Source organism: Kineosporia sp. R_H_3 (assembly GCF_002198675.1).
GTDB lineage: Bacteria > Actinomycetota > Actinomycetes > Actinomycetales > Kineosporiaceae > R-H-3.
This window is the reverse complement of sequence record NZ_MWLL01000025.1, coordinates 1-4,755: the sequence shown is the minus strand read 5'-3', so window position 1 is coordinate 4,755 and position 4,755 is coordinate 1. Positions and strand designations below refer to the sequence as shown.

Sequence of the window (4,755 nt, the reverse complement as noted above, 5' to 3'; positions counted from 1 at the left end):
GTCGGGGGAGTCGGGGGAGTCGGGTGCGTCGGGGCTGCCAGGTGCGGCTGCGTAGGCCGCGAAGGCGTCGAGGACGTCGTCCCAGAACGCGTCGACGTACGCCCGGACGGCGGACAGGCCGTCCCGCTCGACGCGGTAGTAGCGCCGGCGGCCGTCGGGGCGGTCGCTGACGAGCCCGGCGTCCCGCAGCACCCGCAGGTGCTGGGAGACGGCGGACTGGGTGACGGGGAGGGCGGCGGTGAGGTCGGCGACGGTCCGTTCGCCGTCCCGGAGCAGACCGAGGAGCCGCCGCCGGGTCGGGTCGCCGAGAGCGTCGAGGACGGGCCCGGCCGGGTCCGGCGGGCCCCCCGTCGCCGGGTCGACGGCACGCAACGCATCAGCCATGACTAATGATTAGTGCCGGCTGATGAGTCGTGTCAACCGTTTCGCGTGACGCAACGAAAAGACGATCAGGATTTCGCCCGTCCGCGGGAACTAGACGGCTCTCCTGCGCATTACGGTGGTAGGGCCGCGCACCGCGGTACCTGCAGACCCACAGCGTGATCGATCCCGGAGGGACCGATGGAGAGCCGTAACCCCATCTTCAACCGCAGCGAGGAGTTCCAGCGCGGGGGGTACGCATCGTTCAGCACCCCGAGCGCCAACGACCTCGAGACCATGTACGCCGCTCCTGCCGCGAGCGCGGTCGACACCGGCCGCATGACGATCGACGACGTCGTCGTGCGCACCGGGGCGCTCTTCGCGGTGCTTCTCGCGACCGCGGCCCCGACGTACTTCATCTGGAAGCCCAGCTTCTTCGTCGTGCTCGCCGCAGGCCTCGTCGCGATGGTCCTGGCGTTCGTCACGTCGATGGGCAAGACCGTCAAGGTCCCGCTCATGTTCGTCTACGCGGCGCTCGAGGGCGTCTTCGTCGGCGGCATCAGCGCGTACTACGCGGCCGCCTACAACGGCATCGTGCCGCAGGCGGTCTTCGGCACCCTCGCCGCGTTCACCGCGATGCTCGTGCTCTACAAGACGGGCGTCGTCCGGAACTCGCCGAAGTTCACGAAGATCCTCATGATCGCCGGTGCCGGCTACCTGGCGTTCGGCCTCATCAACCTCGCGATCGCGCTGTTCACCGGCAACAGCGTGTACTCCGGCAACCCGGTCATCGCGTTCGCCGTGAGCGCGTTCGGCGTGGGTCTGGCGTCGTTCTTCCTCGTGCTCGACTTCGACTTCATCGAGCAGGGCGTCCGCAACGGGCTCCCGGAGAAGTTCGCCTGGGTCGCCGCGTTCGGCCTCGTGACGACGCTGGTCTGGCTGTACCTGGAGATCCTGCGCCTCATCTCGATCCTGCGGGGCGGCGACTGACCCGCACGACCGCAGCAGCACCCTGACGTCCGGCGTGGCGACACGCCGGGACGTCCGACACGGGGTCCGGCCACGGCCGGGCCCCGTGTCACCCTTTTGGTCCCGGCACCGCGGGAACCGCCCGCCGCCGAACCGATGGGGGTGCGACGTGGCCGACCCGGCCCCGGCGACGTACGCCGCCGCGACGACCGTCGCGCCGGACCGGTCCGACAGCGGCGGCACCGACAGCGGCGGCACCGGCAGCGGTGGCAGCCCGGGGACGGTCCGCTGGCACCCGCCGCGCGCCGTCCTCGAGCTCGCCGAGCTCGTCGTCACCGGCGCGCTGCCCGCCCTGCCGCCCGACGCCCTCCTCGCGCTCGAGGACGCGGCGCCGGACGACGTCCGCGCCGTCCTGCGCGAGGGCTGGACGGTCGAGCTCGAGGACGCCGAGGGCACCCCGGTCGCGCGCGTCGTCCGGGACGGCACCGTCGGGCCGCTCAAGCCCTTCGCGCACGGCCCGCTGCGCAGCCGCCGCCGCACCCCGGAACAGGTCCGGGCCGCGCTCGACGCGCAGGCGGACGCGGATCCGCACGGAGCGGACGACGTCACCGCGGTCCTCGTGGCCGCCCCGCTGACCGCCGAGGTCGTCGACCGCGTCGTCCGCGGCGCCGTCGACGCCGGCCGCACGCTCCTGTGGTGCGCCGTCGTCGGCGCCGGGNGAGGAAGTCGGCCCCGGCGTCCTCGACGAGCGCCCGGACCTCCTTGCGGACGGCGCCGCCGAGCACCCGGCCTTCACCGCCGAGCGGGCGCTGCGCTCGCGCGCCCACGGGTACCGCGGCGTCACGGTCTTCTTCACGGGGCTGTCCGGCTCGGGCAAGTCGACCGTGGCCAAGGCGCTCGCCGAGCGGCTCCTCGACGACGGCCGCCGCGAGGTCACCATGCTCGACGGCGACGAGGTGCGCCGGCTGCTCTCGCACGGCCTCGGCTTCGGCCGGGCCGACCGCGACCTCAACATCCGCCGGATCGGGTACGTCGCGGCCGAGGTGTCCCGGCACGGCGGGCTCGCGGTCGCCGCGCCCATCGCGCCCTTCGACGCCGTCCGCAAGGAGGTCCGGGCGCTCGTCGAGGACGCCGGGGCCGACTTCCTCCTCGTGCACGTCGCGACCCCGCTCGAGGAGTGCGAGCGCCGCGACCGCAAGGGGCTGTACGCCAAGGCGCGGCGCGGCGAGGTCGCCGACTTCACCGGCATCTCCTCGCCGTACGAGGCACCGGCCGACGCCGACCTCGTCGTCGACACGACCGGGCGGGCCGTCGAGGACGTCGTCGACGCGGTGTGGGCGCTGCTCGCCGCCCGGGGACACCTCGGCGGCCCCCGTGACGAGCCGGCGGCCCAGGGCTACGGTCCGGGCCCCGACATGCCGTAGGAACTGGTGTGGACCTCGACCTGACCATCGTCGTGGCCGGCCTCGTCGTCGGCTTCGTCGTCGGCCTCACCGGGATGGGCGGCGGCGCCCTCATGACGCCCGTCCTCGTCCTGTTCTTCAACGTGACCCCGCTCGCCGCCGTGTCGAGCGACCTCGTCGCCGCGGCCGTCATGAAGCCGATCGGCTCCGTCGTCCACATGCGCCACGGGACGATCAACTGGGGCCTCGTCCGCTGGCTCATGGTGGGCTCGGTGCCGAGCGCCTTCCTCGGCGTCCTCGTGCTGCGCGCCCTCGGCGACGGCGAGGGCGTGCAGACGGTCGTCAAGACCTCCCTCGGGGTGGCCCTGCTGCTCGCGGCGGGCGGGCTCGTCCTCAAGGCGTACATGTCGATGGTGGCGACCGCCCGGGCCGAGGCGGCCCGGGCCCGCGGTGAGGAGCCGCCGGCGGCCCCCGACGGGCCCGTCGTCGTCCGGCCGCTGCCGACCCTGCTCGTCGGCGCCGTCGGCGGCCTCGTCGTCGGCATGACGTCGGTCGGCTCCGGGTCGCTCATCATCATCGCCCTGCTCGCGCTCTACCCGACGCTGCGCGCTAACACCCTCGTCGGGACCGACCTCGTGCAGGCGGTGCCGCTCGTCGCGAGCGCGGCGCTCGGGCACGTGCTCTTCGGGGACTTCCAGCTCGACCTCACGACGTCGCTGCTCGTCGGCTCCGTGCCGGGCGTGTGGCTCGGGGCCCAGCTCTCGGCGCGGGCCGCGGCCGGGCTCATCCGGCGGGCGCTCGCGCTCGTCCTGCTCGCCTCGGCGCTCAAGCTGCTCGGGGTGCCGACGCCTGTCCTCGGGGTGGTCCTGCTCGTGCTCGTCGTCGCGGCCCCCTGGGTGTGGGCGGGCGTCCGGGCGCGCAACGGGCTGCCGCGGCGCGGACTGACCGTCGAGGTGGTCCGCAAGGCCTGGCAGACCGCCGGCGCGCGGGACTGACCTGCCGCGCACCACGCCCGGCAAAGGTCTGGCGCCGATCCATTGACAGCCGCTCGTCGGCGGCGACAGGATGCGGCCTCGGCAGCCGGACGTCGGTCCGGCCGTGCAATGGTCTGTTTCCGGCGGTTTGATGTCGGTGCGGGCAGTCGGTGCAGCAGTCGGTGCAGCAGTCGGTGCAGCGGGCGGAGGTCTGGTGAGCGTGACGGCCGACCTCCCGCGCGCCGGCGGGCCGGACGACGCCACCGACGAGCGGGCCGGTGCCCCGGACGTCCCCCACGACCTGCCGGACGCCGTCCTGCGCCCGGTCCGGGACGGCAACGCCTTCGAGTCCACCGTCGAGCACCTCGCGACCGCGATCCGGCTCGGCGTCTTCCGGGCGGGGGAGCGGCTGCCGCCCGAGCGCGAGCTCGCCGAACGGCTCAAGGTCGGCCGCGCGACCCTGCGCGACGCGATCGGCGCCCTGCGGCAGGCCGGCCTCGTGACGACGAGCCGCGGCCGCTCCGGCGGCACCGTCGTCGTCCACCCCGGCCTCGTCGCCCCCGCCGACACCCGCACCCGGACCGGCGCCGAGGTGGTCGACGTCCTGCTGTTCCGCCGCGTCGTGGAGCCCGGTGCCGCGGCGCTCGCGGCCGCCGCACCGCTCACGGCGGCACAGCGCGCGTTCCTCGCCGACGCCCTCGCCGCGGTCACCCAGGCCCCGGACGACGCGAGCCGGCGCGTCGCGGACGCCCGCCTGCACCTCGCGGTCGCGACCCTCGCCGGCTCCCCGCTGCTCGTCGAGGCGGTGACGGCGACCCAGTCGCGGCTGTCCGAGCTGCTGTCGGCGATCCCCGTGCTCCGGGCGAACATCGCCCACTCGGACGTCCAGCACGCCGACCTCGTCGACGCCGTCCTGCGCGGGGACGCCGAGCGCGCCCGCGCGGTCGCCGAGGAGCACTGCGACGCGACGTCCGCACTCCTGCGCGGCCTCGTCGGCCGTGCCGGTACCGTCCCGGCCACGACAGCACCCGCATCCGCCCCCGCAGCAC

At 74.7% G+C, this 4,755-nt stretch carries 5 protein-coding genes; 4 read left to right on the top strand and 1 reads right to left on the bottom strand.

Annotation, left to right across the window (positions count from 1 at the left end):
* Window positions 1-384, bottom strand: a 384-nt coding sequence (locus ECOMGDLI_RS02460; protein ID WP_088313260.1) for a helix-turn-helix transcriptional regulator, incomplete at its 3' end; no start/stop codon positions are given.
* Between the two features lie 177 nt (window positions 385-561).
* On the opposite strand from ECOMGDLI_RS02460, the gene ECOMGDLI_RS02455 reads away from it, so the two are divergent.
* From ECOMGDLI_RS02455 to ECOMGDLI_RS02435, 4 genes are all read left to right on the top strand, one after another.
* Window positions 562-1,350, top strand: a complete 789-nt coding sequence (locus ECOMGDLI_RS02455; protein ID WP_088313258.1) for a Bax inhibitor-1/YccA family protein — start codon at window positions 562-564, stop codon at window positions 1,348-1,350.
* 698 nt (window positions 1,351-2,048) lie between these two features.
* The coding region (gene cysC / locus ECOMGDLI_RS02445) for an adenylyl-sulfate kinase (RefSeq protein WP_143447463.1) at window positions 2,049-2,753 on the top strand (705 nt) is incomplete at its 5' end.
* Window positions 2,754-2,761: 8 nt separating this feature from the next.
* Complete coding sequence (locus ECOMGDLI_RS02440; RefSeq protein ID WP_088313252.1) at window positions 2,762-3,727, top strand: sulfite exporter TauE/SafE family protein; 966 nt, start codon at window positions 2,762-2,764, stop codon at window positions 3,725-3,727.
* 193 nt (window positions 3,728-3,920) lie between these two features.
* The coding region (locus ECOMGDLI_RS02435; RefSeq protein WP_198954474.1) for a FadR/GntR family transcriptional regulator at window positions 3,921-4,755 on the top strand (835 nt) is incomplete at its 3' end.

Excerpts from the sequence above, each read along its gene's own strand:
- ECOMGDLI_RS02455 (WP_088313258.1), top strand. The coding sequence starts at position 562 with ATGGAGAGCCGTAACCCCATCTTCAACCGCAGCGAGGAGTTCCAGCGC.